The 24377-nt window shown below is 72.1% G+C and carries 17 protein-coding genes; 6 read left to right on the forward strand and 11 right to left on the reverse strand.

What is annotated here, in order from left to right; translation table 11 throughout:
- Window positions 1-226: 226 nt before the first annotated feature.
- Both HAV40_RS01425 and HAV40_RS01430 read right to left on the reverse strand, forming a co-directional pair.
- The gene (locus tag HAV40_RS01425) at window positions 227-2269 is read right to left on the reverse strand and encodes a putative bifunctional diguanylate cyclase/phosphodiesterase (RefSeq protein WP_239086282.1); all 2043 of its coding nucleotides are present in this window, start codon (window positions 2267-2269) and stop codon (window positions 227-229) included.
- Window positions 2270-2522: 253 nt separating this feature from the next.
- The gene (locus HAV40_RS01430; protein ID WP_166378175.1) at window positions 2523-2870 is read right to left on the reverse strand and encodes a hypothetical protein; all 348 of its coding nucleotides are present in this window, start codon (window positions 2868-2870) and stop codon (window positions 2523-2525) included.
- 193 nt (window positions 2871-3063) lie between these two features.
- Between HAV40_RS01430 and HAV40_RS01435 the strand changes: the two genes are divergently transcribed.
- The gene (locus tag HAV40_RS01435) at window positions 3064-4752 is read left to right on the forward strand and encodes a pectinesterase family protein (protein WP_166378177.1); all 1689 of its coding nucleotides are present in this window, start codon (window positions 3064-3066) and stop codon (window positions 4750-4752) included.
- A 60-nt stretch (window positions 4753-4812) separates the two neighbouring features.
- Here HAV40_RS01435 and HAV40_RS01440 read toward each other — a convergent pair whose 3' ends face one another.
- The 3 genes from HAV40_RS01440 to HAV40_RS01450 all read right to left on the reverse strand — a co-directional run bounded on the left by HAV40_RS01440 (window position 4813) and on the right by HAV40_RS01450 (window position 8206).
- The gene (locus HAV40_RS01440) at window positions 4813-5661 is read right to left on the reverse strand and encodes an alpha/beta fold hydrolase (RefSeq protein WP_166378179.1); all 849 of its coding nucleotides are present in this window, start codon (window positions 5659-5661) and stop codon (window positions 4813-4815) included.
- A 156-nt stretch (window positions 5662-5817) separates the two neighbouring features.
- A complete protein-coding gene (locus HAV40_RS01445; protein WP_166378181.1) occupies window positions 5818-6327 on the reverse strand; it encodes a mycothiol transferase in 510 nt (169 codons plus the stop codon).
- An 82-nt stretch (window positions 6328-6409) separates the two neighbouring features.
- Complete coding sequence (locus HAV40_RS01450; RefSeq protein WP_166378183.1) at window positions 6410-8206, reverse strand: bifunctional metallophosphatase/5'-nucleotidase; 1797 nt, start codon at window positions 8204-8206, stop codon at window positions 6410-6412.
- Window positions 8207-8317: 111 nt separating this feature from the next.
- Between HAV40_RS01450 and HAV40_RS01455 the strand changes: the two genes are divergently transcribed.
- The gene (locus HAV40_RS01455; protein ID WP_166378185.1) at window positions 8318-8758 is read left to right on the forward strand and encodes a VOC family protein; all 441 of its coding nucleotides are present in this window, start codon (window positions 8318-8320) and stop codon (window positions 8756-8758) included.
- 80 nt (window positions 8759-8838) lie between these two features.
- Here the strand turns inward: HAV40_RS01455 and HAV40_RS01460 are convergent, their stop codons facing one another.
- On the reverse strand, window positions 8839-9870 hold the full coding sequence (locus HAV40_RS01460; protein WP_166378187.1) for a hypothetical protein: 1032 nt from the start codon (window positions 9868-9870) through the stop codon (window positions 8839-8841).
- A 208-nt stretch (window positions 9871-10078) separates the two neighbouring features.
- Here HAV40_RS01460 and HAV40_RS01465 point away from each other — a divergent pair, with 208 nt between their 5' ends.
- Window positions 10079-13351: an AAA family ATPase gene (locus HAV40_RS01465; RefSeq protein WP_166378189.1), complete on the forward strand. Its 3273-nt coding sequence runs from the start codon at window positions 10079-10081 to the stop codon at window positions 13349-13351.
- Between the two features lie 21 nt (window positions 13352-13372).
- Here the strand turns inward: HAV40_RS01465 and HAV40_RS01470 are convergent, their stop codons facing one another.
- The 3 genes from HAV40_RS01470 to HAV40_RS39050 all read right to left on the reverse strand — a co-directional run bounded on the left by HAV40_RS01470 (window position 13373) and on the right by HAV40_RS39050 (window position 17291).
- The gene (locus HAV40_RS01470) at window positions 13373-14221 is read right to left on the reverse strand and encodes an ABC transporter permease (protein WP_166378191.1); all 849 of its coding nucleotides are present in this window, start codon (window positions 14219-14221) and stop codon (window positions 13373-13375) included.
- The gene (locus HAV40_RS01475; RefSeq protein ID WP_166378193.1) at window positions 14218-15219 is read right to left on the reverse strand and encodes an ATP-binding cassette domain-containing protein; all 1002 of its coding nucleotides are present in this window, start codon (window positions 15217-15219) and stop codon (window positions 14218-14220) included. Before HAV40_RS01475 ends, HAV40_RS01470 begins: the two co-directional genes overlap by 4 nt.
- Window positions 15220-15371: 152 nt before the next feature.
- The gene (locus HAV40_RS39050; protein ID WP_409364969.1) at window positions 15372-17291 is read right to left on the reverse strand and encodes a family 43 glycosylhydrolase; all 1920 of its coding nucleotides are present in this window, start codon (window positions 17289-17291) and stop codon (window positions 15372-15374) included.
- A 249-nt stretch (window positions 17292-17540) separates the two neighbouring features.
- Here HAV40_RS39050 and HAV40_RS01485 point away from each other — a divergent pair, with 249 nt between their 5' ends.
- Window positions 17541-18215: an esterase/lipase family protein gene (locus HAV40_RS01485; protein WP_166378195.1), complete on the forward strand. Its 675-nt coding sequence runs from the start codon at window positions 17541-17543 to the stop codon at window positions 18213-18215.
- Between the two features lie 49 nt (window positions 18216-18264).
- On the opposite strand, the gene HAV40_RS01490 is transcribed toward HAV40_RS01485, so the two are convergent.
- A complete protein-coding gene (locus tag HAV40_RS01490; protein WP_166378197.1) occupies window positions 18265-18621 on the reverse strand; it encodes a CU044_2847 family protein in 357 nt (118 codons plus the stop codon).
- 2 nt (window positions 18622-18623) lie between these two features.
- A complete protein-coding gene (locus HAV40_RS01495; protein WP_166378199.1) occupies window positions 18624-22727 on the reverse strand; it encodes an nSTAND1 domain-containing NTPase in 4104 nt (1367 codons plus the stop codon).
- Between the two features lie 500 nt (window positions 22728-23227).
- On the opposite strand from HAV40_RS01495, the gene HAV40_RS01500 reads away from it, so the two are divergent.
- Window positions 23228-23671: a sigma-70 family RNA polymerase sigma factor gene (locus HAV40_RS01500; protein ID WP_166378201.1), complete on the forward strand. Its 444-nt coding sequence runs from the start codon at window positions 23228-23230 to the stop codon at window positions 23669-23671.
- Window positions 23668-24342, forward strand: a complete 675-nt coding sequence (gene trhA / locus HAV40_RS01505) for a PAQR family membrane homeostasis protein TrhA (RefSeq protein WP_166378203.1) — start codon at window positions 23668-23670, stop codon at window positions 24340-24342. Before HAV40_RS01500 ends, trhA begins: the two co-directional genes overlap by 4 nt.
- The last annotated feature ends 35 nt before the right edge of the window (window positions 24343-24377 follow it).

Below are 24377 nucleotides of genomic sequence, written 5' to 3' on the forward strand. Positions count from 1 at the left end.
CCGCGAAGGCTCTCGTTCACGGGCCGGGTCCAGCGGGGGTCGGCGCAGGCGACCGGAATGTTCCCGACACACCCGCGTCAGCAGCCTGCCCCACCAGAACCTCCATCGAGATTCGCTCAACCTACCGGGTGCGGCGGCCCCGGTCCAGGATCGATGCGCTCACATGCGTAGTCGTCCGGGACGAATTCCGCTGGAGCCGTTGTCAATCCGGGCCGGACGCCGCCGGTCACCAGCGCGCGGCCTGCTGGCCCGGAACCATGTCGACCAGCGGGGACGGCGCCGTGCGATCCTCCACCGCGCTGATCGAGGCCGCTGCCGTCTCCGCGACCAGCTCCGGGATGCGCTCGGCGGGCACCGCGGGCGAGAGCAGGTAGCCCTGCATCAGCGAGCAGCCCGCCGCGCGCAGCTGCCGCCGGGTCTGCGCGTCCTCGATGCCCTCGGCGACGGTACGCAACCCCAGCGTCCCCGCCAGCGCGATGACCGACGACACGATCGCACTGTCGTGCTGGTCGGAGGTCATGCCCGAGACGAACGACCGGTCGATCTTGATTTCGTCCAGCGGGATCATCCGCAGGTGCTGCAGCGACGAGAAGCCGGTGCCGAAGTCGTCCAGCGCCAGCCCGACGCCCAGGTCGCGCAGCTGGTCGATAGTCCGCATGGCGCGCGCCGGGTCAGCCATCAGGGCGCTCTCGGTGATCTCCAGCTGCACCATGCGCGCGGGCACCCGGTGCTCGCGCAGCCGGTCGCGCAGCCGCTCGACGAGGTCGTCGCGGAACAGGTCGCGGATGCTGACGTTGACCGAGGTGCGCAGGTCGAGGCCTGCCGCGCGCCAGCGCCCGGCCTGGGCGACGGCGTCGTCGATGATCCGGTCGGTGAGCTGGTGCATCACTGGGGTGTGCTCGATCACCGAGATCACCGTGGCCGGCGAGACGGGCCGCCCGGTCGGGTCGGTCCAGCGCAGCAGGGCCTCCACGCCGACGATGCGGCCGGTGTCCAGGTCGGCCTGCGGCTGGTAGTGCACCGCGATGCGGTCGCGGTCCTCGGTGACGACGGCGTGGCGGACCTGGTCCATCAGGGCCAGCCGCTGCGGATGCCGGTCGGTGCCGAGGCGGTACAGGGCGACGCTGGCGTTGTCGCGCTTGGCCTCGTACATGGCGATGTCGGCGTGGCGCATGAGGGTGGCGAAGTCCTCGCCGTGCTGCGGGCTGACCGCGACGCCGACCGCGGCGGTGACCTCGACCTCCAGGCCGCTGAGCCGGACCGGGCCGTTGACGGCGGAGCTGATGCACCGGGCGGTGCGCAGCGCCCGGTCGGCGTCGGCCTCGTCGAGCAGCACACCGAACTCGTCGCCGCCGAGCCGGGCGACGAGCGCACCGGCGGGCAGGGCGCCGCGCAGCCGCTCGGCGACGGCGGTGAGCAGCTGGTCACCGGTCTCGTGGCCGAGCGAGTCGTTGACGTACTTGAAGCCGTCGAGGTCGAGCAGCAGCAGCGTCGGACCCTGGCCCTGGCGCAGCGGCTCGGCGAGGGCGTCGCTGTACGCCGACTGCAGGCTGGCCCGGTTGCCCAGGCCGGTGAGCGGGTCGGTGAGCGCGGCCCGCTGACGGTCGGTCGACAGGCGCGCCATGCGCTCGACGGCGTACAGCGGCACGAGCACCAGGGGCACGAAGCCGAGGCTGACGTGACCGGCCACGGCAAGCACCGGGCTGAGCATGGTCAGCGCGCCCAGGTGCACGACGGGGTCGCGCATGGCGGTCAGGCGTTCGCGCAGGCTCTCCTGCGGCTGGGCGCGACCGGCCCGCGACGTGGCGCGCCGCTGGGTGACCAGGGCGGTCCAGCCGTAGACGAGCACGAAGACCAGCGCCGCCAGCGCGACGGCGACGGTGTCGTTGACCATGTCGGCGGAGCTGACGGTATGGAACGGGTCGGGCTCGCCGACCAGCAGCACCAGGTACGCCGCGCCGAACGCGACGGCGTACTGCCCGGCGCCGAGCAGGGCGTCGCGCCACGGTTGCCGGGCCCGGACCGCGATCACGGTCATCGCCAGCGCCTGCACGACGATCGCCGGGCCGAGGCCCCAGCACAGCAGTATCGCGAAGGTGAACACCAGGGACGGGCTGATCACCGCGCCGGTGGCCCGGCCCGAAGCGGGCAGGTAGGTGACGGTCGCGGCGGCCAGCGCCAGGAACGCCATCACCCAGAACGGGACCTTCTCCATGGCGAGCGGGACCTGCGCCAGGGTGACGGCGGCGAGTACTGCTCCGGTCAACATCAGCACGATCGGCACCATCGCCGGTCGTCGGATCAGGGGCAGACCGCCCACTGCCAGTGGCGTCACTTCGCCCTCCCAAGGCACCTTGCGGGCTGAGCTCACAGGAGCCGCCAGCCTAACCGAGTAAATCGGGAAATCTGAGTAATCCACGCTTTACTCAGATTTCCCCACAACTCGGGGTTTCCGGGAATGCCGCCACCCGCCACAGCCGTCCCACCAACCTCAGGCGGTGTGCCGACGTGGCATGGAGTGGTCAGTTGTCGTCGATCATCCGGTCGAGGCGCCGGACCAGGGCCACGTGCTCGTCGGCGAGCCGCCGCACGCGGTCGGTGTCGCGGGCGTCGAGGGAGCGGCGCGACTCGGCGACCGCCTCCAGCTCGCGCTCCCACTGCGCCACCTGGGCGGCGTCGGGGGCGGGACGCCCCTCCTCCTGCTCGATCAGGACGGAGTAGCACACGATCGCGATACCCATGATGTCCAGGGCCGTCTGGTGGCTCACCGCCAGCCCTGCCGGAAGGGCACTGTCAGGCGCGTTGTGCGCCACCGACTCGGTCACCGACACCTCCATGTCGACCGGTGCGCCGCAACGATGATCGCGCACCGCTGTTGGACGATACGCCCTGCCCGGACGGCCTCGACACGGGCACCGCCCGACAGACGTCGAGAACGCGGCGGCGGGCGACAGGCATCGATTGACATCAGGGCGTACGGGCGCGTACCTTTCGCCGGAAAGCGCTTTCCATTTCCGTGCGACGTCCCCCGGGACGCCGACGCCCCACCGAATGGAGCTCCCCATGACCCAGCCCCACCCGCACCCCCGATCACGCTGGCGCGCGGCCGCGACCGCCGCCACGGGCCTGGCCCTGGCCACCGCGCTCGCCACCCTCGCCTTCACCCCGACCGCCGCCGCGGCCACCCTCTACGCCGACGACTTCGAGGACGGCAACTCGGCTGGCTGGACGTCCTCGGGCGGCGGCTGGACCGTCGCCACCGACGGCAGCAGGGTGCTGCGCCAGTCCAGCACCAGCGCCGACGCCCGCGCCCGAACCGGCACGTCGTCCTGGCGCGACTACACCGTCACCGCGCGGGTCAAACCCACCGCCTTCAACGGGTCCAACCGGTTCACCGCCGTCCTCGCCCGCGCCCAGTCGAACACCAGCTACTACTACCTGGCCCTGCGGTCCAACCACACCGTCGAGCTGAAGAAACTGGTCGGCGGCTCGTCCACCACCCTGGCCACCGGCGCGGTCACCGTCACGGCCGGGACCTGGTACACGCTGGCTTTGTCGGTGTCGGGCACCACCCTGCGCGGCACGGTCAACGGCGCGACGGCGCTGACCGCGACCGACGCCCAGTTCGCCACGGGCGGCATCGGTGTGGCGACCTTCTACGCGGCGGCGTCCTTCGACGACGTGACCGTGTCCGACAGCGCCGCGCCCTCCCCCAGCGCCTCGCCGGCCTCTCCCCCACCGTCGAGCAGCCCGTCGGCCTCGCCGTCGGCCAGCCCGCCGCCGGCCGGGACGATCGTGGTCGCCAAGGACGGCAGCGGCCACCACACCACCGTGCAGGCCGCCGTCGACGCCGTGCCCGCGAACAACACCCGCCGGGTCACCATCAGCATCAAGCCCGGCACGTACCGCGAACTGGTGACCGTGCCCGCGAACAAGCCGCTGGTCTCGTTCGCCGGGGCCACCGGCAACGCCGCCGACGTCGTCATCACGTACGACAACGCCAGCGGCACGCCCAAACCCGACGGCAGCGGAACCTACGGCACCACCGGCAGCACCTCGGTGATGCTGGAGGGCAACGACTTCACCGCGCGCGACCTCACCTTCGCGAACAGCTTCGACGAGGCGGCCCACGACTACAGCGCCGAGCAGGCCGTCGCGGTGACGACCCGTGGCGACCGGCTCGTCTTCGACAACGTGCGGATCCTCGGCAACCAGGACACCCTGCAGCCCAGCTCGCCCAACGCGGCGACGGTCAGCCGGGCGTACTACCGCGACTGCTACATCGAGGGCGACGTCGACTTCATCTTCGGCCGGGGCACGGCGGTGTTCGACCGCTGCGAGATCCGCTCCCTGAACCGCGACTCGTCCAGCAACAACGGGTACGTCACCGCGGCCTCGACCACGATCACCAACCCGTACGGCTACCTGTTCACCCAATGCACGCTGACCGCGCCGGCCGGCATCGCCGCGCAGAGCGTCCACCTCGGACGGCCGTGGCACCCCAGTGGCGACGTCAACGCGATCGCGCAGGTGCTGGTCCGCGACTCCGCCCTCGGCGCGCACATCAAGGACGCGCCGTGGACGGACATGTCCGGCTTCTCGTGGCGCGATGCCCGGTTCACCGAGTACCACAACACCGGGCCGGGCTCGACCGTCACCGCCGACCGGCCACAGCTGGCCGACGTGGACGCGCCTCGGTTCACCGCCCAGGCATACCTGGCCGGGACCGACGGCTGGAACCCGGTCGGCTGACCTGAGGGGAAGGGCACCCTTCCACAACGCGCGGCGTTGTGGAAGGGTGCCCTTCCCTCGTCAGAGGCGCGTGTGCAGGAAGGCGTCGACGGCGGCCCGGAACGCGGTCGGCTGCTCCACCCACGGGTGGTGACCGCAGCGCTCGATGACGGCCAGTTCGCCCGCCGGGAACAGCTCCGACAGCGCCCGGACCGGAGCCAGCCCGGCGCTGCAGTCCTGCGTACCGGCCACCACCAGCACCGGCACGGTCACTGCGGACAGGCGCGCGGCCAGGTCAGCGGGTGGTTCGACGCTGAAGTAGGCCCGGTTCGCGGCGAAGCTGTACAGCGCCGTCGCGGCGTGTGCCTGCTCGCGCTCGCCCCAGGCCGCGTATCCGAGCGGGGCGACCGACCGGTACCAGGCGTTGAAGCCGTCGTCGTCGTGGCTGGCGGGTCCGGTCGCCCAGGCCGCGACCGCGGTGTCGAAGGCGGGGTCGCCGCGCCGGGCGTCGATCAGCGCCGGGGTGTCGGAGGGCTCGCCGACCAGGTAGGCGGCGGGCGGGGTGACGAGCACGAGGCCCGCGAGCCGGTCCGGGAAGCGCGCCGCGTAGCTGATCGCCAGCCGGGTGCCCGCCGAGTGGCCCAGCAGCAGAATCCGGTCCAGGCCGAGGTGGACGCGCAGCTGTTCGAGGTCGGCGGCCTGGTGCCAGAACGAGGCCGTCTCCACCCGCTCCGGCAGCGGGGACCGTCCCACGCCGCGCAGGTGGGGCACGATCAGGCGGCGCGTGTCGCCGAGCCCGGCGAGGTCGCCCAGGTATCGCGGGTGCATCGCCGCGCCACCGGCGAGCGCGATGACAGGCGTGCCGTCGGCACCGTGGTTCAGCTCGTCGTAGTGCAGCGTGGCTCCGTCGGAGCCGAAGTAGGTCGTCATGGGATGGTCCGCCTTCCGGGATGCCTGCGGGCGCCCCGACGGCCACCTACCTCAGAGGGACCGTGCTGCCTCGCGGAGGGGGAGCACCCAGCCTGATGTCGCGTTGATGGGTCTCACCTCCTCGGTCCGTCGCGTGACCCGGACGCTACCAGACGATCATGCTGGGTCGTCGGCGGCGGCCAGCTCGGCCACGACGTCCAGGTGACCGGCGTGCCGGGCGTACTCCTGCAGCAGGTGGAACAGCACCCGTTCCAGGGTCGCCGGGTCCGCGCCCTCCCAGCGTTCGCCGGGCTGCCCGACCGTCGACAGGTCCGTGGCGAGCACGACCTCGCGGGTGTGCTCGCCCTGCGCCCGCAGCACGGCGACCAGCTCGGTCAGCGACTCGGTTGGGTCCACGTGCCAGCGGCCGTCGCGCTGGTCGCCCCACGGGTAGCCGACGTCCTGCCCCTCGAAACCCCACACGATCCACCGCAGCTCCACGTGCCGCAGGTGCTTGAGCAGCTCCACCGGCGTCCAGCGCGACGCCAGGCGGCTGCGGCGCAGCTCGGCCTCGGGCAGGCGCTCGACGGTGGTGATGAGGTCGGCCCGGTAGTAGTCGAGGTACGCGGCGAACACCTCGTTGCGGGAGCCGTACGGCGCGGTCGGGCTGGGCGGGGAGTCGGTCACCCGTCGAGTATGCCGCCCGTACGGCTGCCGGATCAGGACGCGCCGCCGGTGGCGCGGCAACACCACCGGCGGCGCGATCGGCTCAGAAGACCGGGACGCCCTCGCGGACCAGGCGCCAGTTCTGCTGGAAGAAGTCCGCCGGGTCGATGACGCCCTTGGCCTGCGCCCAGTCGATGAGCAGCTGCCGGATCTCCTGCTGGGCGTTGTAGACCTGCGTCTTGACGATGCCGGGGAAGCCGCCGCCGCCGCTGCGCCGGTAGTTGTTCACCGCGACCACGAACTGGTCGGTGTCGGCGACCGGGGTGGTCGTACCGGCGTGGTGGAGGGCCGTGACGCGCTGGCCGACCGGCTTGCTGATGTCGAGGTCGTAGTCGACGCCGGAGAACGTGTCGTAGTTGTAGTCCGGCACGGCCGGGTCGCTGATCGCGGCCGGGTCGACCGGCGCACCGGGGGCGAGCGTCCGGAAGTATTTCGCCGAGTACTCCAGGTAGGCCCGGACCTCGGCGCCGGACATCACGACGGCTTCGAGGGTGTTGTCGTAGATGTACAGCCCGGCGACGTCCTTGATCTTCACGTCGCCCGCCGGGAACAGCGCGGTGCGGCTGAACGGCGCGGCGATCGACAGCACCGGCAGCCCGGCCTGCGGGGTGCCGGCCATGGCCGCGGCGACCGTGTCGGTCTGCACCTTGTTGATGAAGTCGAGGATGGGGGTGTCGACGTAGCGGGACTGCTCGGCCGACAGTTCCACCACCGAGGTGGCGACGACCTGGTTGATGTACGCCACGGTCTTGTCGTGCTGGGCCTTCACCGCGGCGACGACCTTCGGGTCCTCGACGACGGTGTTGGTGTTCAGCATGGTGGCGTGCTTGGCCGTGACCTGCCAGCGGCCGCGGTCGCGGGTGAGCGTGAAGTCCATCCGGGTGACCCGCTGGCCCCACTTGGACGGCTCGGACAGCAGCACCTGCTCGCCGGTGGCGGTGTTGGCGACGAACTTCTCCACGACCTCGTTGTGGGCGTGGCCGAACAGGATCGCGTCGATGCCTGGCACCTGCTGGGCGATCAGGGCCGTCGGGTTCTCGTTGGGCAGCAGGTCGCCGTAGCTGGACACGCCGTTGTCGCCGCCGTGCGCGGAGATCAGCACGATGTCCGCGCCGCGGTCGCGCATGATCGGCACGTACTTCGCCGCGGTCGCGATCATGTCCTCGAAGCGCAGTCTGCCCTCGACGTTGGCCTTGTCCCAGATCGCCACGCCGGGGTTGGTCAGGCCCAGGATGCCCACGCGCAGCGACGGCGCGCCGTGGCCCAGGGAGACCTTCTTGATGACGTACGGCGTGAACGCGGGCTTGCCCGAGCGGGCCTTGACCGCGTTGGCGGCCAGCGCCGGGAAACCGAGCTGGCGGATCCACAGGTCCAGCAGCGGCAGGCCGTAGTTGAACTCGTGGTTGCCCAGCGTGATGGCGTCGTAGTCGATGACGTTCATGGCGCGGGCCATCGGGTGCCGCTGCCCGGTCGACGTGATCGGCTCCTGCTTGGCGTAGAACGTCGCGAGCGGGGTGCCCTGGATCGTGTCGCCCGCGTCGAGGACCAGCGTCGCCTTGCCCTTGCGCTCGGCACGGATCTGGTTGACCAGGGTGGCGACCTTCGCGACGCCGACGTCATTGTGCGCGCTGTCGTCGTACTCCTTGTCGCGGTAGTAGTCCCAGTTGAAGACGTTGCCGTGGGTGTCCGAGGTGCCGAGGACCGTCAGGTCGTAGGTCTTCGGCTGCCCGTGCCCGGCCGCCTGCGCCGGAGCTGCGGCGACCAGCGGTCCCGCGACGACGGCCGCGGCTGCGCCGGTGAGCAGCTGCCGCCGCGACGGCATACCGGAGGGGGAGGTCATGTCTTGCGCCTTTCGATGGGGTGCGCGCCCGGTGGGGCGCCGCCCCGCACCCTAACCAAACGGCCGACCCCCTGCCACCCGATCTACCACCGTCGACGTTATCGTGCAGTGATGGAGCAGCGCATCAGCATCGTGACGCTCGGGGTCGCCGAGCTGGGCCGGGCCAGGGCGTTCTACGAGCGGCTCGGCTGGCGGGGCCAGGAGATCGAGCAGACCGTGTTCTTCCAGACCGGCGGCATCGCGGTGGTGCTCTGGGCCAGGGACAAGGTCGCCACCGACGCCGGTGTCCAGGACCCGGGCGGCGACGGCTTCGGCGGCATCTGCCTGGCGCACAACGTGCGCGACCGGGCCGAGGTCGACGCGATCATGGCCGTGGCTTCCGAGGCGGGGGCGACGGTGACCAAGGCCGCCCAGGAGACGTTCTACGGCGGCTACGCGGGCTTCTTCGCCGATCCCGACGGCCACGTCTGGGAGGTCGCCCACAATCCGGGCTTCACCCTGGCCGAGGACGGCTCGCTCATCCTGCCCGACTTCAGCCGCCCAGCCCACTGACCGCCCAGCTCACGCTTTACAGCGAAAGGAAGGGCACCTTCACAACAACGCTATGCGTTGCAGAAGGTGCCCTTCCTTTCTCAGAAGGCGATGAAGCCGTATAGGGCGCGGTGGTTGGACTTGGTGCCGGGGACGGTGTGGCTGATCGGGGAGGACTGCACGGTGCCCCGGATGAAGAGGTAATCGATTTTGCTGGAGCCGTTGGTGGCCGCCGTGCCGTAGCCCGTCATGCCGTACCCGCTCAGCGTGCTCGCCGGGATGCCGGTGCGGTTGGCGTCGATGCCGACGATGCGGATCGTGGACGCGTTGAGCAGGGTCGTCGCGTCGGCGCCGAGGTGGATGCCGGTGCTGCCGACGCCCTTGTCGCCGTCGCCCGCGCAGGCGTTCTGCCGGTTCTCCTGCGGCAGGTGCATCGTCGCCACGAACACGCTGGTGCCGGTCGCCTTGACGGTGAAGCGGGCGGCGATGGCGCTGGTGCGCTTCCACTTCCACGCGTCGGTGCTGCCGCTGTCGTTGCTCGGCGGCTTGTAGAGCGTGCACCCCGCGCCGTTGTTGTAGGAGGTGCCCGGCTTGAGCCAGCCCGCGCTCCAGTACTTCGACACGTCCCCGGCGGCCAGGCTCAGCCGCTGGGTGTTGTAGATGATCCCGTTGGTCTGCTTCTTCTTCAGGTCGCCCAGGGACTGGTCGTCGCACCGGTGGGTGCTGCCCCACGGCTCGGGGTCGTCCCAGACCACGATCGCCTGGTACGTGCCCGCCGGGTAGCCGAACTTCGCCGACAGCTGGTCGGCGTACGCGGAGGCCTGCCCCGTGCCGCGGACCTGCTGCACGATGAGGACGTCGGGGGCGACCACTCCGGCGGTGCCGGTGCGCCCGGCGTCGTCGACCAGCATCGAGGTCAGTTGGTCGGGTCCGGAGATCCGGGTGCACGAGCCGTCGGAGTTGTTGGTGACCAGGTTCTCGATGTTGTTGTTGTAGACCCGCAGCACCCGGTCCGCGACGGCGGCCGCCGGGGCCGGCGCGGCCGACGAGGCGGCGGGGGTCGTGAACCCTGCCGCGAGAAGCACCCCCGCCAGCGCGGCGACCTGCGCGAACCTGCGATGACGACGTGGCATGGGCTTCCTTCCCACCGATGGACACCGACCGGTTCACGATGACGGCATTGACTACATTCGCCCTACATCGGGGCTACAACGGCATTGCCGGTGCGAAAAGTCTCGGCCACGGGTGTCGCACCGGCGGTGATGTCCGGGGCGGCGGATAACCTGGTGCCCCGATGGGCATCGAGCGCACCTCCCCGGCCACGACCACGCGGGCCACGGCATGACCGCGGGGCTGATCGGGCGTGCCCACCCGGCGGCGGTGCTGCGCGACGAGGTCGCCCGCGCGATGGCCGGGCACGGCGGGCTGGTGCTGGTCGCGGGCGAGGCGGGCATCGGCAAGACGACGCTGCTCACCGCAGCGATGGCGCAGGCCCGCGCGGCCGGGGCGCTGGTAGTCGCGGGAACCTGCTGGGAAGGCGGGAGCGCGCCCGGTTTCTGGCCGTGGACGCAGGTGCTGCGGGCGATCCGCCGCGCCGTCGGCGAGGACGGCTGGGCGGCGGCCCGGCAGGCCGCCGGGCCCGGTCTGTCGGTGCTGCTCGGCGAGGCGGGCCACGACGACGGGCTGCCCGCGCTGGAAGGCGAGTTCCCGCTGTTCGACGCGGTCACCACGGCGTTCGTCACGCTGTCGCAGCGCCGTCCGCTGGTGGTGAGCCTGGACGACCTGCACTGGGCCGACGCGGCATCGCTGCGGCTGCTCCGGTTCGCGGCGCAGCACACCTGGTCGGAGCGGGTGCTGCTGCTCGGCGCATACCGCGACGTCGAGGTGGACTCGCCCGGCCACCCGTTGCGCGAGCCGATGCTGCCGCTGTCGGTCAAAGCGACCACGGTCACGCTCGGCGGCCTGGGCCGCGACGAGGTCGCCGAACTGATGGCGCGTACGGCGGGGACCGTGCCGGGCCCGGAGCTGGCCGAGGAGGTGCACCGGCGCACCGGCGGCAACCCGTTCTTCGTGGAGCAGACGGCGCGGCTGTGGCACAGCGGCGGCGGGGTCACCGCGGTCGCGCCGGGGGTCCGCGACGCGCTGGCCCGGCGACTGGCGCTGCTCCCGGCGGACGTCACCGCGCTGCTGTCCGCCGCGGCGGTGCTCGGCCGGGAGTTCCCGCAGCAGGTGCTCGTGGCGACCGCGGGCATCGCGGCACCCGAGGCGGATCGGCTGCTGGCGCTGGCCGGCGAGGCCCGGCTGGTCGCGGTGCTGGACACGGGCCGCTACGGGTTCACCCACGACCTGGTCCGGGAGGCGCTGCACGACGGGCTCGGCGAGCAGGCCAGGCAGAAGACGCACGCGGCGGTGGTGAACGCGGCCGACACGTCGACGGACGTGGCGGCGCAGGTGCTGCCCGCCGATCTCGCTCGGCATGCCTACCTCGCCGGTCCGCTGCTGGAGCCCGAGATCGCGGTGGCGCGACTGCTGGCGGCGGCCACCGACGCCGGGGACCGGATGGCCACCGACGAGGCGATCGCGCACTACCGGCGGGCGCTGGAGCTGGTCCGCGAACCGGCCCAGCGGGTGCGGGTGCTGATGGCCCTGGGCCGCAGCGTGTACCACGTCGGCGACAAGGCCGAGGGCTGGCAGCTGTTCGAGCAGGCCGCCGTGGTGGCGCGGCAGACCGGCGACGGGGAACTGCTGTCCTGGGTGGCGCTGATCGTCCACCGGCACGGCCGGGACGGCGACCCGCACACCGAGCTGCGCGAGGGGCTGCTGCGCGACGCGTACCGGCTGCTCATCGCCGACGGCGCGGACGCCGCGACACCCGAGCAGCTGGCGCAGAGCCTGATCATGCGCACCGAGCTGCTGGCCCGGACCGGGCGCGACGACGAGGCGCTGATGTTCAGCCTGTGGGCGCGGCACGACATCAGCTGGGGGCCGGGCGGGGCGCGCGAGCGCGAGGCGCTGACCGCCGAGATGGAGCAGGTGAGCCGCCGCTCGGCGGACACCGGCACGGAGGCGCTGGCGGCGTCGTTCCGCTGGGTGGCGCTGCTGGAACTCGGCGATCCGGGCTACCTGGAGCAGTTGCGGGCGTTCGTGGCGGCGGCCGAGCGGGACGGCAGCCCGCGCATGCGGATCTCGCTGCTGGTCGACCAGGCGATCGTGGCCACCACGACGGGCCACTTCGACCGGGTCGAGGCACTGCTGACGCAGTTGCGGGACATCGACGGCCACGGCCATCCGGACTTCGCCTTCATGCACTACCACCTGGAGTGGGCACTGGCGATGCAGCGCGGCCGGCCCGACGAGGCGGAGCGGATCCTGGCCCGGCTGGAGGTACGCGATCACCCGTACCTGCCGCTGGTCCAGGCGATCACCGCGGTCGAGCGCGGGGACGCGGCCGGGGCGGTGCGGCTGATCGCGGCCGCTGAGGCGCGCAGCGAGCATGACCCGTACCCGACGTCGGTCACCCGGTTGTGGCTGCGCCTGCGCGCACAGCTCGCCGCCGCCACCGGTGATCCGGTCCGGTGCGCCGGGGCTCGCGAGGCGCTGACGCCGTATCGCGGTGAGTGGGCGATGTCGCTGTGGGGCTGCGATGTCAGCGGACCGCTGGACCTGTGGCTGGCCGACGTCGACGCGGCCGAGCGGCGCTGGGACGACGCCATCGCCGCGTATACAGCCGCCGCCGAGTCCGCCGACCGGATGCAGGCCAGGCCGTGGGCGGTACGCGCCCGTGCGGGCCTTATCCGGGCGCTGACCGGGCGCGGCGCACCAGGCGACGCACAGACCGCCGCCGCACTGCGAGACCAGGTGAGCCGTGACGCGGCCGAGCTGGGCATGGCGCTCCCGGCGGCCTTGGCGGGGCCGCTGGGACACGGCCCGATGCCCGCCGACCGGGCCGGGCTTGCCGGGCGCACGGACCGGGCCGACGGCACGGGACGTCATCAGCGCGCGGGCCACGCCGACAGCCCCGGTCCTGGTGAGCGCGCGGGCCACGACCGGGATGACGGCACGACCGACGTCTGCGAGTTCCGGCGCGAGGACGCGACCTGGCGACTGCGGTACGCGGGCCGCACCGTGCACCTGCCCGACGCCAAGGGCCTGCGCGACCTGCACGAGCTGCTAAGCCACCCTGGCACGGACATCCCGGCCGTGGAGCTGGCCGACCCGTCCGGCGGCGCGACGGCTGTCGCGGCGCGGCGCATGGGCGCGGACCCGGTGCTGGACGAGACCGCCAAGGCGCACTACCGGCAGCGGCTCACCCAGCTCGACGACGCGCTCGACGCGGCCGCCCGGCGTGACGACGCGGCCCGGCGGGCGGCGCTGGAGTCCGAACGCGACGCGCTGCTGGTGGAGCTGCGGGCGGCGGCGGGCCTGGGCGGGCGCGACCGGCGGCTCGGCGACGACGGCGAGCGGGCCCGCAAGGCGGTCACCGCCCGTATCCGCGACACCCTGCGCCGCCTCGACGAGCTGCACCCGGAACTGGCCGCGCACCTGCGCGAGAGCGTGTCCACGGGCAACGCCTGCGGCTACCACCCGCGCACGGCGCTGCCCTGGCAGCTGTGACAGCGGCCAGGGCAGCGTCGCTCACTTGCGGTTGTACCGGTGCATGGTCAGCGTGCCGAACACGACCAGGCACACCGCGCTCGCGACCAGCACCCAGGTGATCGCCCCGGCGTCGGGTGCCCCGGCCATCACCGAGCGCACCGCCGCGACCAGCAGCGTGATCGGGTTGACGTCCACGAACGCCTGCAGCCAGCCGGGCATCGTGGTGGGCTGCACGAACACGTTGCTGAGGAAGGTCAGCGGGAACAGCACCAGCATGCTGACGCCCATCACCGACTTCTCGCTGCGCAGGATGAGGCCGAACCAGGTCCAGATCCAGGAGAACGCGAACGAGAACACGACCAGCAGCCCGATCCCGGCGGCCACGCCCATGACGCCGCCGCCGGGGCGGAAGCCGAGCACCAGGCCGACGCCCATGATGACCAGCGCGGCCAGCACGTAACGCAGCAGGTCGCCGAGGATCATGCCGACGAGCGCGGCGGGCCGCCATACGGGCAGGGTGCGGAAGCGGTCGAAGACGCCCTTCTCGATGTCGGTGTTGAGGCCGACGCCGGTGTACATCGTGATCATGACGACGCTGGTGACCATGATGCCTGGCAGCAGGTACTGCAGGTACTCGCGCGGCGAACCGGCCAGTGCGCCGCCGAACAGGTACGTGAACATCAGCGTCATGATGATCGGGAACATCGTGACGTCGAACAGCTGCTCGGGCACGTGCTTGATCTTCAGCATGGCGCGCCAGCCGAAGGTCAGCGACGCCGACAGCGGGCCGGGCCGCCGCGGCTTCTCGCCGGGCGCGAGCACCGCGGCGATGCTCTCCGCCGAGGGCGTGTACGCCGTGGACTCCGGTGCGACGGTCGTCGTGCTCACGCGGCCACCTCCGTGCCGGTAGCGGCCTTGGCGGCCTTGTCGGTCAGGGCCAGGAAGACCTCGTCGAGGCTGGGCTGGCCGAGGGAGAACTCGTCGACGACGATGCCCGCCCCGGCCAGCTCGGCCAGCGCCCGGGAACCGGCCGCTGCGGCGTCCACGGCCGCGCCCGAGCCGCCGACGCGCGCGGTCAGCGCGACCGGATCGGCCTCCGGCTGCACGGTCGTGTCCAGCACCTTGGCCAGCAGGCGCTCGGCCTCCGGCCGCTGGGCCGCGTCGCGCAGCCGCAGGTGCACGGTGCCCGCCCCGATCGAGGACTTGAGCTGGCCCGGCGTGCCCTCGGCGATGACCCGGCCCTCGTCGATGACCGCGATCCGGCCCGCGAGCTGGTCGGCCTCGTCGAGGTACTGGGTGGTCAGCAGCACCGTGGTGCCCTGCGCCACCACCGCGCGGATGATCTCCCACACCTGGTTGCGGCTGCGCGGGTCCAGGCCCGTCGTCGGCTCGTCCAGGAACAGCAGGTCCGGGGTGTTCAGGATGCTGGCGGCGATGTCGATACGCCGCCGCATGCCGCCGGAGTACTTCTTCACCTGCCGGTCGGCGGCCTCGGTCAGCCCGAACGCGGCCAGCAGCTGCGCGGCGCGCTCGCGGGCGACCGGTCGGCGGTAGCCGAGCAGCCTGCCGAGCAGGACCAGGTTCTCGGTGCCGGTCAGGTCCTCGTCGACGGAGGCGAACTGGCCGGTGAGGCTGACGCGGGTGCGTACCGCGTCGGCCTCGGTGCGCAGGTCGTGCCCGAACACCCGGGCCTGTCCCCCGTCCGGGCGCAGCAGCGTGGCCAGCATGCGCACCGCCGTGGTCTTGCCCGCCCCGTTGGGCCCGAGCAGGCCGTACACCGTCCCGGCGGGGACCGCCAGGTCGAGCCCGTCCACCGCCCGGGTCTTGCCGAACGTCTTGACCAGTCCGGAGGTCTCCACCGCCAGGCTGGTGCTGTTCACCGCCATCACATTCCTCTCGTCGCCCACGTCAGCGGCCGGGTCGCACGGTGCACCGACCCCGCCACCCGATAGGCGCCAGACGCCCCGCCAGATCGGATCTGGCGGGGCGCTGGAGCCGCCACCCGGTCAACCGAGCGCGGGCGGCGAGCGGAAACGGGTCAGCCGAACACGCGCAGCTCGTAGATGCGGGTGGCGATGTCGGCGTTCTGGGCCGGGGTGCCGACGTTGAGGCGGACGTAGCGGCCGGTGACGTTCACGGGGTGGGTGCTGGTCGCCGCGGTGTTTGCGGTGACGTTGACGGCCTGCGTCCAGGTCACCCCGTCGGCCGATACCGCGATGGTGAAGGCCCTGGTGTTGAAGGTCGACGACTCCCCGCCGGCCTGGGCGTGGGCGACCTCGAACCGGTTGATGGCCCGCGTCGCGCCGAGGTCGACGCGCAGCCACGCCCCGGACACGGCCGAGCAGAACTTGTCGGCGTTGCCGCCGTTGACGGCGCCGTTCACGGCCTTCTCCGGGCCTTCGGACGCGGTGCACGGGGTGGTGCCGGTCGCCGGGCGGTTCAGCGCCAGGTTGGTCCCCGCGCCGACGGGCGGGCCGACCGCGACGTTGTCGAAGGCGGCAGCGGCGTTGAACACCCGGACGCCGGTCGCGCCGGTGCCGTAGGTGCCGTCCGTGACGCTGATCTTCGGCGTGGCCATGTCGTCGACGTACACCTTGATCGATGATCCGATCGCGGTGACCCGCAGCCGGTAGGTCGTGCCGACGGCGACGGTCATGGCGGGGGCCGCCAGCTGGGTCCAGTTGTTGTTGACCCGGCCGAGCACGACCCGGCCCGCCGGGCTGATGCCCGCGTAGTAGCCGGTGTAGGCGTCGGCGCCGGTGCCCGCGTTGGTGACCCGGAAGATCAGCCCGGCGTCGCCGCCGCCCGAGGTCACGGTCACGTCGGCGTCGTAGGTGAGGTCGCCGAAGTTGGTGTCCAGCAGCGCCTTGCCGCCCAGCGAGCTTCCGGCCGTGTACCGGCCGCCGGTGGCCGCGAAGGAGCCGCCGTAGGTGCGCCAGCCGTAGGCGTTGTTGTCGGCGAAGTTGTCGCGCACCCGCATGGTCACCGGGGCGATCGTGCCGTCGGCGTTGAAGACCATCCGGTCGTACGCGAGCTGCCGGTGGTTGCCGTCGGTCTCACTGAGCGGGCGGCGGTGGTAGACGATGTACCAGGTGTCGGTGCCCGGGACGTTGACCACCGAGTTGTGCCCGGAGCCGCGCGCCACGGCGGAGTCCTGCGCGAGCACCCGACCCAGCCGGGTGAACGGGCCCAGCGGCGAGTTCGCGATGGCGTACGCGACGGAGTAGTCGGGGCCGGTCCAGCCGCCCTCGGACCACATCAGGTAGTACTTTCCGTTGCGCTTGAACATCTGCGGGCCCTCGGTGTAGCCCGCGGGCGTGATCTCCTTGTAGACGCTGCCGTCGGGGTGCGTGCCGAGGCTGATCATGTCCGCGTTGAGCTTGACCACGTTCGCGTGGCCCCAGCCGCCGTAGTACAGGTAGGCCTGGCCGTCGTCGTCGATGAAGACGTCCTGGTCGATGGGCTGCGCCCCGTTCTGGAACTGGGCGATCAGCGGGCGGCCCAGCGCGTCGACGTACGGGCCCTGGGGCTGGCTCGCCACGGCCACGCCGATGCCGCCGAGGCTGCTGTTGTTCTGGATGTCGTTGGCCGCGAAGTACAGGTAGTACTTGCCGTTGCGCTGGATCGGCGCGGGCGCCCACATGGCGTACGCCGCCCAGGAGACGTTCGCCTTGGTCAGCACGTTGGCGTGTTTGGTCCAGTTGACGAGGTCGGTCGAGGAGAACGCGTCGAGGTAGGTCTGCTCGGCGTAGCTCTTCGACGTCGTCGGGAACACCCAGAAGCGGTCGCCGTAGACGACGGTGTCGGGATCGGCGTACCAGCCGTCGGCGAACGGGTTGCCCGCCTCGCTGGTGGTGTAGTCCGGCGGCGCGGCGGGGGCCGCGGGCGCGCCGAGCAGCATGCCGGCGAGGACGGCGAGCAGGGTGGTGACGGCGATGCGGCGGGGACGGTGGCCCATCGGCTCTCCCTCGGGGTCGGGTCGGCTTCGTTCACGTTCCATCTCGAATCAACGAAACCGAACACACGGGAACGTGGAAAGTGGCCGCCGTACCACCGGCTGACACTATACGTCGACACATGCCGATGTGGCGATACAGCGAGCACTTCCCTGCGACACGGGCGAACCGGCGATTACACCGATGCCGACGGCGGGCCGCTGCTCCGATGCTCGTTGGCACTACGGCACCGTCCCCACGAAGGGCTCCCCATGCGTATCCGCCAACGCCTCATCGCCGTCGGCGCGGCCCTGGTCGCCGCCGCGGCACTCGTGGTCGCCCCGGCCGCACCCGCGAACGCGGCGACCAGCACCCCGGTCATCTTCGTACACGGCTTCATCGGCAACAGCTCGAACTGGACGACCGCACTGTCGGTCTTCCGGGCCGGCGGCTTCACCCGCCTCTACACCTACGACTACAACTGGGCCGGGTCCAACCAGATCAGCGCGGCCGGGCTGCGCGACAAGGTGAACCAGGTCAAGGCGCAGACCGGCGCGTCGAAGGTCGCCATCGTCAACCACTCGATGGGCGGCCTGGTCACCCGCTGGTACCTGGAGGAGATGGGCGGCTCGGCCAACGTCAGCCACGTCGCGTCCATCGCGGGCGCGAACCACGGCACCACGTACGCCGGGGCATGCCTGATCAACGTCTCGTGCATCGAGATGTATCCGGGCTCGCTGTTCCTGCTCGACCTCGCCGACGGGGACGAGACGCCCGGCACCGCCAAGTACCGCACCTGGTACTCGGCCTGCGACGGCATCATCATCCCGTACACCAGCACCCGGCTGGACGGGGCGACCAACACCAACGTGCTGTGCGAGACCCACCTCGGATTCCTCACCAACACCAGCGTGCTGACCCAGATCCGCGGCTTCATCGCGGCCTGACCACCGGACACGGCGCTCCCCGCAGCCCGGGCGGGGAGCGCCGCCGCGTCTACTCCCCCGCCTGCCGGGGCGCCGGAATCGGGCCGCGCTCCGGACCTGACCACTCCATGGTGAGGGTCAGGTGCCCCTCGCTGGCCGCCTTGGCGATCACCACCCCGGACTCGGCCGTGATCTTGATGCCGATCTCGACGGTGAACTTGTCCGGCCGCCGGGGCAGCGAACCGATCTGGTCGGTCACCGTCTGGATCACCGGGCGCAGCCGGCTCATCATCGTCTGGAAGCTGTCGCGGGCGGTGGTGATGTGGTCGCCGACGCCCGCCGCGACCAGCTCGTCACGGTCGCCGTCACTCGGCTCGACCAGCAGTTGCGTGCCGTCCTCGAGGGTCACTTCGATCAGCGGTTGCATGGTCAGCCTTTCCAGCCGGGGCAGAGGTCCTCGTCGTCGGGGTGGATGGCGGCATGCTCCCGCTCAGCCGCGGTCAGCCCACGCCCGACGATGTCGCACAGGTGCTGCCGCCAGCCCTGCGGATCGAGGTCGAACCGCTGCACGCCGAACGCGGTGCCGCTGACCGTCAGCGTGGTGCCGGCGCCGTCGATGCTGCTGCGCTCCAGGCCCTGGAAGTCCCGCGACTTGGGCAGCACCAGTGTGGACAGCACCTTCGCCGTGCCGATCTCCCACACCCGGAACTGCTCGCCACTCTGCAGGTAGATCAGGCCGCCGCGCAGCGCGTGCATCCGGCAGCACGATTCGATCAGCGTGTTCTGCGGCGCGGTCACCGTCGACACCGGCTGGCCGAGCATGTCCACGACCCGGACCTGGCCGCGTTCGCCGAGCACCGCGATGAGGTCCCCGGCCGGATCGAACGCGACCTGGCGTACGCTCTGCAACCCGTCGACGGAGAACGCGCCCAGCCGCTCGCCGGTGTCGGCGTTCCACATCGCGATGTCCGCATCCGAGGTGTTCACCGCCAGCACCTGCCGGGCCGTGTCGTACGCGCAGGTGCCGGTCTGCGACCGGGGATCGACGCCGTCGGCGACGGTCGGGGTGACCGGCTCCAGCGGGCGCAGGCTCGGATACTCCCAGCGCCGGATCACGCTGCCGTTGAAGTGCACCAGCATGCTGTCCGTACGCACGATGCACGCCCAGCCGAACCCGGTCCCACCGGTCGGCGGCGGCAGGCCGGGGCTGGGCGGCGTGGCCAGCTCGTGCCGGACCCGGCTCGGGTCGGCCGGGTCGCGCAGCGACAGCCTGGTGTGGGAGTCGTCCGCGGTGAACAGGTAGCGGTCGTCGGCGATCAGCACCCGCTCCTGGGCGGGCAGGTCCGCGGTGATCCTGCGGCCCGAGGCCAGGTCCCACAGCCGGACCGGACGAGCCGCCCGCGCCACGGCCAGCGGGCCGATCAGGTCGACCGGTTCCGCGTCGTAGGCGGTCAGGTCGGCGCCGAGCTGCGTGAGGCTGTCGCGCGCGACGTCGGCGAGCACCACACCACCGCCCCCGGCGTACGCCACCAGCCAGCCCCCGGCGTGCGGCACGGCGACCGGCACGACCCGGTCGCCGAAGTCCTGAACGCCCAGCGGCAGCGCCAGCGTGGTCGCCTCACCGGTGTCGGTGAGCACGACCTGGATACGCTGACTTCCGGCCGCGTCCACATCCCAGGGCATGGCGAGCATGACCTCGCCCGCCGGGTCGAACCCGAGCTGGTTGCCGAACGCGCCCAGGCACGACGTGGTGAGCTTCCCGGCCTCCCGCATACCGGGCAGGGCGTACAGGCGCATCGCCGTCCGGTTGGTGGACTTCGGGCAGCGGACCAGCCGGGTGCCGTCCGGGCTGACGCCCACCACGTCCTCGGTGATCCTCTGTACGACGCGGCCGGTCTTGACGTCCCAGACCTCGGTGTCGTCGAACTCCCGTTTGACGAGCACGGTGCCGGCATCCGGACCGAACCAGGCGGCGGTCGCGCCGACCTGCGGCAGCTCGGTGTCGGTGTCGGTGCCCAGGTCCCAGATCACGGTCCGGACCGGGTCCTCCGGGCGGGGCTGCACGCTCAGCAGCAGCGCCTGCCCGGACGGGTCGAACCGCTCCAGCCTGACCTTGTAGGTGAACTTGCGGGTCAACCGCCGCCCGTCGGGCTGGACGGCCGTCACCGTGTCCGCGCCGACGAAGGCCAGCCGGGTGCCCGACCGGTCGGTGACGACGCTCTGCGCCCGGTCCGCCAGCTGCTCGGCAACCGGCCGACCGGCACCGTCCAGCCGCCACCGGCGCAGGTCGCGGCCTGCCGTGAGCAGTGACGGAGGGTCGGACATGACCGCCATGCCCGTCACGTCGCCGGTGTCGGGCAGGATGCGCTTGACCTGGTTGAACTGTGCGTACACCTGGAAGAGGGCGCTGGTCGACTCGGGCAGCACCTTGCTCTGGTAGGCCGTCAGCGCGGTCAGCGCCGCCTTGTCGGGATCGGTCGACAGATGCCGCGTCGCCTCGGCCGCCAGGTCGCGGGCGCTGAATTCCCGCACCTGCGCCTGCAACTCCGCGTTGGCATCCTGCAGGAAGTAGGCGGATACACCGGTCGCGACCAGCAGCATCACCAGGGCGGCGGCGGCCGAGCGCCAGGCCCAGGTGAACCGGCGGCTGCGCTGCCGGCTGGCCAGGATGAAGTCGCGGTCGGCCGGGGTGAGGTCGTCGCCGTTGGTACGCAGCCAGGTGCGGGCCGCCTCCAGCCGCGCGCCGCGCAGTGGCTCCTGCTGCTCGCGGCTGACCCGCAGGGTCTCGTACCACTGCCAGAACTCGGCCGACTCCCTGAGCCAGTCCTCCAGCCGCTGCCAGCGGCGGGTCAGCGCGTCGTGGGTCAGTTCGTAGGTGACCGCGCCGGTGTCGCGGTCCTGCGACGTGACGACGAGCCGGGCGGCGGCGAGTTCGCGCGCGACGGCCAGCATCGGCGGGGTCAGCTCCTGGGCGCGCACCGGGCGGCGCAGCGCGGTCCCGGCCGCGGTCGGCTGCACCAGCCGCAGCATCAGCGCGCGCACCGCGGGCAGCTCGGCCTGCGGGATCCGTTCCCGCAGCACCTCCTCGGCGTACCCGGCGATGACGCCGCCGACCCCGCCGAGCGTGTCGTACGTTTCGTGGGTCAGCACGTCGCCGGGCTCGGAACGCCACAGCCGTTCCAGCAGGAACTCGACCATCGGCAGCGCGCCCGCAGTCGCGCCCGCGTCGGTGAGGATGCGGTCGGCGAGGCGGGGCTCGGCCGCGCGGCCCGCTGCCGACAGCGGCCCCTCGACGGCCTCGCGCAGCCCGTCGCCGGTCAGCGGGGCCAGGTAGGTGATCGCGTGCGTCCATGCCGGACCGAGCTCGGACAGGGCCGCGGCCTGATCGAGGAAGTCCGAGCGCAGCGTGACGATGACCCGTACGGTCCGGGTCGACTCCCACAGCGCCCGCAGCAGCGTGAACAGCTCCGTCGCCTGGGCCGGGTCGTGGCCGACCAGCTCCTCCAGTTGGTCGACGATGACGATGAGCCGCTGCGCGTACGCCTGGTCCAGGGCCCGCACGACGAGGTCGCCGACGTGCCCGGCGCGCAGCGCGGCGGCGATGTCGGCGGTCGTGACACCGGGCAGGTCGAAGGCCTGCGACAGGGCACGGGTGAGCACGCCCTCGGCGGTGACCCCGGCGGCGACGCGCAGGCCGACGATCACCGCGGGCCGGGCCCGCAGCCGGGGCAGCACTCCGGCCGACAGCAGCGACGACTTGCCGGTGCCGGACGCCCCGTTGAGCACCGTGAACGGCTCCCGCCACACGGTCTCGGCCAGCTCGGCGGCTTCGGCCGAACGTCCGAAGTAGAGCGGCGCGTCCTGCTCGCGGAACGGCTCCAGGCCGCGGAACGGGCTGTCGTCCCAGCGGCCCGGCGGCTCCGCCCAGCCGGCCAGTTCGGGCAGCGCGGCGAGCAGCGCCGCAGCGGGCTGGGCGTACGCGGTCCGCCGCCCGGCCAGGGCCTCCGTCGCGACGATCATGCCGGTGACGGACTGGCGCTGGTCGTCCCAGACCGGGCCGCCGCTGAAACCCTGCGTCGCCCAGAATCCGGCGTTGCGGTCGTCGTCGATCTGCAGCCAGCCCGAACCCTGCCGGCCGTGCATGGTGCCCATCGCCCAGACGCCGTCGGGATGGTGCTCGGGGAAGCCGAACATCCGGCAGTGGTGCCCCCACGCGTCGGGTTCGTCGACCAGGCGGACCGGCCGCACCCGCTCCGGTGCGGGGCCGGTCAGCCGCAGGACGGCGATGTCGGTCTCGCGCCGGGGCTGCCACAGCTCGATCACGGCCGTGCCCGTGGTGCCGGTGGCCAGGAAACGGACCTCTACCGCTGTGCCCACGCCAGTCTCGCCACCCGAGCGCGCGAACAGCTTGGTGATGACGTGCGCGGCGGTGCAGACCAGGTCCGGCGCCGCCACGAAGCCCGCACCGATCGGATGGCCGTTCGGAACGTTGATCGAGACCATGCTCGCGTTCAGCCGTTCCTCGGCAGACATCTTCTGCCCACGTCCTCTCCACACCGGTCGGCGCGGACAGGTCCGGCACGACGAAGCCTCCATATTAGAGGTCCGTCGCGTCGCGCGAGGGCCCGGCGAGCTGGTCCGCGCGGTCCTTGCGCCGTGTGCGCGACGGCGGGTTCGGCGACCGGGCAGGGCTGCCGTAAAGGCCACTGATGTTCGCCGGTGCGACCGCGTAGAGTCAAGGCCATCGTCTGGGTCCCCTGGCCGCTGCTGGCTTCTCCGCCGCCCACGCGCGACCCTTCGGTCACCGGCCACACCCCAGGCTGGCAGCCGCATTCTCCGACCCGCGGTCTTCGCGCGTCTCCACACGACCGGGCATCCGACCGTGCCCGCCTGAACGTCCGACGACGCCATGAACCGCGAGCGCGACGCCCGCCAGCGCCGGGCCTCCTGACTTCGGTGGGCCGGCCTGCCCGCCGAAGGCCGGTGACCGTGCCGCCGTTCGCCCGCACACCCGACGCGTCCGAAAGGTCGACATGACCGCACGTCCCTCCCTCACCTCCCCCCTCCGGCCGGTCAAGGCCATCGACAGGTTCGACCTCGGGCGCGGCCTGCCCTTCGCCGGATTTGCCGTGCCCACCGTCATCGGCGAGATCCGGCGGCATTTCCGCGACACCACCTGGGAGGTCCGGGTGCCGCGCCGCGTGCAGGAGCTCTATCGCGACCTGGCCGAAACGACCGAGGACCTGACCGTCGAACTGCGGCACATGCCGAGCACGGCCCAGCTCGCCGCGGTCGACAGCCGGATGAGGCTGCGCCAGCGGCTCGCGGAGCTGTCCCCACGGGACAGGCGCATCATCGCGCTGCGCTTCGACGACGAGCTGACCCAGACGCAGATCGCCACCGAGCCGGGCATGTCCCAGATGCACATCTCGCGGCTGCTGACCCGCTCGCTGGACCAGCTGCGGCAGGCGGCGTGACCGGCACCGAGGTACGCCCCGTCCTCGCCGACTTCGGTCAGCCTTCGCTACGCGGCCGCCTGCACGTGTACGCCTTCTACGCCGCCGTCGTCGGCGGCACCGTCATGGGCGGCCTCGCCGCCACCCGGCCGGGCGCGGCTCCGCTGGTCAGCACGTCGGTCTACAGCGTGACGGTATGCGCGCTGTTCGGCGTCAGCGCGTTGTACCACCGGCGGGTGTGGAGCCCGCAGGGCTACCGGACCATGCGGCGCCTCGACCACGCGATGATCTACGTCTTCATCGCCGGCACCTACACCCCGCTCTGCGTGCTGCTGCTCAGTCCCGCCAAGGCGACCGCGCTGCTGGCGACCGTCTGGACCGGGGCTCTCGCCGGGGCCGTGATCGCGAGCGTCTGGCCGCACGCGCCACGCTGGGTGTCGGCCCCGCTGTACCTGATCCTCGGCTGGGCGGCGGTGCTCGTGCTGCGCGACTTCCTGAACGCGGGCGGAGTGCCCACCCTGGTGCTGCTCGCGATCGGCGGCCTCGGGTACAGCGTCGGCGCGGTCCTGTTCGCACTGCGCCGCCCGAACCCCTGGCCCGGCGTGTTCGGCCATCACGAGTTCTTCCACGCCTGCACGGTGGTCGCCGCGGCCTGCCACCACGCCGCCATCTACTTCGCCCTGTTCGCCTGACGGCGCGGGCCGCGCCGTCAGCCGCAGGCGGCGGA

The organism is Catellatospora methionotrophica, assembly GCF_011297335.1.
GTDB classification, from domain to species: domain Bacteria; phylum Actinomycetota; class Actinomycetes; order Mycobacteriales; family Micromonosporaceae; genus Catellatospora; species Catellatospora methionotrophica.

Bases quoted from the DNA above. Each gene is read 5' to 3' on its own strand.
- HAV40_RS01475 (WP_166378193.1), bottom strand. From the start codon at position 15,219: ATGGCGGTGAACAGCACCAGCCTGGCGGTGGAGACCTCCGGACTGGTC.
- HAV40_RS01490 (WP_166378197.1), bottom strand. From the start codon at position 18,621: ATGCAACCGCTGATCGAAGTGACCCTCGAGGACGGCACGCAACTGCTG.
- HAV40_RS01465 (WP_166378189.1), top strand. From the start codon at position 10,079: ATGACCGCGGGGCTGATCGGGCGTGCCCACCCGGCGGCGGTGCTGCGC.
- HAV40_RS01460 (WP_166378187.1), bottom strand. From the start codon at position 9,870: ATGCCACGTCGTCATCGCAGGTTCGCGCAGGTCGCCGCGCTGGCGGGG.
- HAV40_RS01425 (WP_239086282.1), bottom strand. From the start codon at position 2,269: ATGTTGACCGGAGCAGTACTCGCCGCCGTCACCCTGGCGCAGGTCCCG.
- HAV40_RS01440 (WP_166378179.1), bottom strand. From the start codon at position 5,661: ATGACGACCTACTTCGGCTCCGACGGAGCCACGCTGCACTACGACGAG.
- HAV40_RS01450 (WP_166378183.1), bottom strand. From the start codon at position 8,206: ATGACCTCCCCCTCCGGTATGCCGTCGCGGCGGCAGCTGCTCACCGGC.
- HAV40_RS01435 (WP_166378177.1), top strand. From the start codon at position 3,064: ATGACCCAGCCCCACCCGCACCCCCGATCACGCTGGCGCGCGGCCGCG.
- HAV40_RS01485 (WP_166378195.1), top strand. From the start codon at position 17,541: ATGCGTATCCGCCAACGCCTCATCGCCGTCGGCGCGGCCCTGGTCGCC.
- HAV40_RS01495 (WP_166378199.1), bottom strand. From the start codon at position 22,727: ATGTCTGCCGAGGAACGGCTGAACGCGAGCATGGTCTCGATCAACGTT.
- HAV40_RS01455 (WP_166378185.1), top strand. From the start codon at position 8,318: ATGGAGCAGCGCATCAGCATCGTGACGCTCGGGGTCGCCGAGCTGGGC.
- HAV40_RS01500 (WP_166378201.1), top strand. From the start codon at position 23,228: ATGACCGCACGTCCCTCCCTCACCTCCCCCCTCCGGCCGGTCAAGGCC.
- HAV40_RS39050 (WP_409364969.1), bottom strand. From the start codon at position 17,291: ATGGGCCACCGTCCCCGCCGCATCGCCGTCACCACCCTGCTCGCCGTC.